The following is a 3,116-nucleotide window of genomic DNA, read 5'->3' on the forward strand; positions in this document are numbered from 1 at the left end:
ACTATGGTATTTTCACATGGATGCCTACAATTTTAGCGAATAAATATAACTACACATTAGCAAAAGCAAGTGGATGGATGTTTATTTCTACAATCGGAATGTTAATTGGGATTGCAACATTTGGAATTTTAGCTGATAAAATTGGACGCCGTAAAACTTTTGCAATCTACTACATCGGTGGTACTATATACTGCCTGATTTACTTCTTCCTATTTACAGATGCAACATTATTATTATGGGGAAGCGCCTTACTTGGTTTCTTTGCTAACGGTATGATGGGGGGATTCGGAGCAATTTTGGCAGAAAACTATCCAGCAGAGGCACGATCTACAGCCGAAAACTTTATTTTCGGTACGGGCCGAGGGTTAGCGGGGTTTGGGCCAGTAATTATCGGGTTACTTGCTACAGGTGGCAATTTACTTGGAGCATTATCACTCATCTTCATCATTTATCCAATTGGGCTCATTACAATGCTGGTATGTGTACCAGAGACGAAAGGAAAAGTACTAGATTAAGCTTACTCAAAAAAAGCATTGAAATCTTTTATTTCAATGCTTTTTTGATTATTTATGGAAGAAATTCGGAGTAAGAATATCATTCGGATAAGGTTTATGATAAATATGAGTTGTAGCCGGCGATAATGGCGGAATAAGCCATACCCAGTTTCCTGTCACTACACGACCACAAGCAGCTTCTTGCTTTTCAAATTGCTGAAACTGCTGTGCAGCTGTATGATGATCAACAATACTTACTCCTTGCTTTTTGAAAGAATGTAAAACAGCTACATTTAATTCAACTAATGCTTTATCCTTCCATAGTGTGCTATTTCTAGATGTATCCAAATCCATCATCTCTGCAACAGCTGGAAGCAAATTATAACGATCATGGTCCGCCAAATTACGAGCTCCAATCTCAGTCCCCATATACCATCCATTGAAAGGTGCCGCTGTATAGGAGATCCCTCCGATTTCTAAACGCATATCTGAAATGATTGGTACACCATACCATTTCGCCCCTAGAGATGAAAATGGATATTCTGGATGCTCAATTTCAACTTCTTTTACATCCCTCTTAGGAATTTCCCTATATATAGGCTCTTGTCCATCAATAGAAAATACCAGTGGCAATATATCAAAATTTGTACCTTCGCCATTCCAGCCAAGCTTCTGACAAAACGCTGTAAATGAGGCAGAATGAGAATCGCCAATTAACCCTACTTCCGTTTCATACCCTGCATATCGAATCAATTGATGATTATAAATACGAATATTATTCTGTTCACTGCTATACTGCTTAAAAATTGTAATCGTCGGTTTAATTTTCCCATTATTCGTTGCATATCGAATGTGATGAATAAGTGCATTATACACACCTTCCTCATCATTCACTTCACGAGCATCTAATATATGCATTTTATTCCAAAATAATCTTCCGATACATCGATTACTATTTCTCCAGGCCATCCGTGCACCGTGAACAAGTTCATCAAAAGTGTGTTCATACGTTCCTGTCCGCTCTATATCCGATACAATTTGGTTGAGGCGTTCTTCTATTTGCTGTTCTCTACCAAGCTCTTGATAGCAAGTTGTAATAAACTTTCTTGCTTCATCTATTAATTTCTTCACTTTATTCATAAGCAATCTCCTTCTGTTTCAACAACACACTACTACTTTACAGTATAAGCAAAAAGGTGTGTTGTAACAAACAAAATCAAAAGCGTCTATTGTCTTCACTAAAGCTTGTTTTTTCAGAAAATTAATAGAATTATATGTTTTATTGTTGACTTATAAAAAAAACAAGTGTATTTTTGAGTTAGGTAAAATATTTTTACCATAGGCAACTTTTAGAGAAAAGGAGGTGAATTATATGTCTTCATTTCATTTGCCTGAACTTTCATATGACTATGATGAATTAGAGCCATATATTGATGGTGATACTTTGGCACTTCATCATGGAAAGCATCACGCGGCATATGTAAAAAATTTAAATACGGCTTTGGAAGGTTATAAAGAATTGCAGAACAAACCTTTAGAAGAATTATTATGTAATTTAAACACTCTTCCGCCAGACATTGTTACAGCTGTAAGAAATAACGGCGGTGGACATTACTGCCATAGCCTTTTTTGGGAAATGATGAGTCCGAAAGGTGGAGGCGAACCTAATGGAGACGTTGCAAAAGTAATTGATTATTATTTCAATACCTTTGACAACCTAAAAGACCAGCTTTCCAAGGCAGCAATTAGTCGCTTCGGAAGTGGATATGGGTGGCTTGTACTTGATGGTGACGAACTCTCTGTCATGAGCACACCAAATCAAGATACACCACTGCAAGAAGGAAAAATCCCATTGCTCGTAATTGATGTATGGGAACATGCTTATTATTTGAAGTATCAAAACCGTCGTCCAGAATTTGTTACAAATTGGTGGAATACGGTTAACTGGGATCGAGTAAATGAAAAGTATTTACAAGCAATTAAATCACAAAAACATTAATTATGCGTATAAGGTAAATTTGGTAATGCAAACTGGTATCGTCGAAATCCTCCAAAATCCCCCGGATTGCCACCGGGGGATTTATAAATAACCATTACATAACTTCGATATAGTGCTTCAATATATGATTCATATCAGTCTCTAACTTTCTAAACTGAAATCTTAATTCTTTTGCTCTCGTAATCGTATAACCATTACCGCACTCGATATTTAAAAACACAATAACAAAAATATAAAATTGAAAGCACTGAGACATAAATCCATGCCTGATAAGCTGATGATGTTCCCCATACCCCCATAAAATAAAGGAGAGAAGGAAATGTAAGCGTTACCCATGATTGTACAAATGCTATTCTGCCAAGATATTGATTTATATTCTTTTTTTGCACATTTAATACAAAGAATAAGTACCAAAGAAGTGCCCACATAAACCAATTCAGTGCACTAACGATGTCACGAAATTGAACAAACGATACAACCATATAAAATAATGCGACAAGGGCCACCCACAGACAAAACCATCCTAGCCCATTGCTACTCATTCCTGTTATAAAGGTAATGCCTACATATAAATAAGTTAAACCAAATAGAAAAGTAGCTGCATATGAATAAATAGTCCAATT

Annotated in this window: 4 protein-coding genes; 2 read left to right on the forward strand and 2 right to left on the reverse strand. The window is 36.3% G+C overall.

Annotation, left to right across the window (positions count from 1 at the left end; translation table 11 throughout):
• The coding region (locus V7183_RS12950) for an MFS transporter (RefSeq protein WP_335359785.1) at window positions 1–515 on the forward strand (515 nt) is incomplete at its 5' end.
• Window positions 516–563: 48 nt separating this feature from the next.
• Here V7183_RS12950 and V7183_RS12955 read toward each other — a convergent pair.
• On the reverse strand, window positions 564–1,634 hold the full coding sequence (locus tag V7183_RS12955; RefSeq protein WP_097894473.1) for a nitric oxide synthase oxygenase: 1,071 nt from the start codon (window positions 1,632–1,634) through the stop codon (window positions 564–566).
• 232 nt (window positions 1,635–1,866) lie between these two features.
• Between V7183_RS12955 and sodA the strand changes: the two genes are divergently transcribed.
• Window positions 1,867–2,493 (forward strand): superoxide dismutase [Mn], encoded by a 627-nt coding sequence (gene sodA / locus V7183_RS12960; RefSeq protein WP_335359786.1) that lies wholly within the window; start codon window positions 1,867–1,869, stop codon window positions 2,491–2,493.
• A gap of 194 nt (window positions 2,494–2,687) precedes the next feature.
• On the opposite strand, the gene V7183_RS12965 is transcribed toward sodA, so the two are convergent.
• On the reverse strand, window positions 2,688–3,116 hold a 429-nt coding region (locus V7183_RS12965; protein ID WP_335359787.1), incomplete at its 5' end, for an AmiS/UreI family transporter.

It is taken from the genome of Bacillus sp. JJ1127, from assembly GCF_036965845.1.
Classification (GTDB): domain Bacteria; phylum Bacillota; class Bacilli; order Bacillales; family Bacillaceae_G; genus Bacillus_A.

Excerpts from the sequence above, each read along its gene's own strand:
- V7183_RS12955 (WP_097894473.1), bottom strand. The coding sequence starts at position 1,634 with ATGAATAAAGTGAAGAAATTAATAGATGAAGCAAGAAAGTTTATTACA.
- sodA (WP_335359786.1), top strand. The coding sequence starts at position 1,867 with ATGTCTTCATTTCATTTGCCTGAACTTTCATATGACTATGATGAATTA.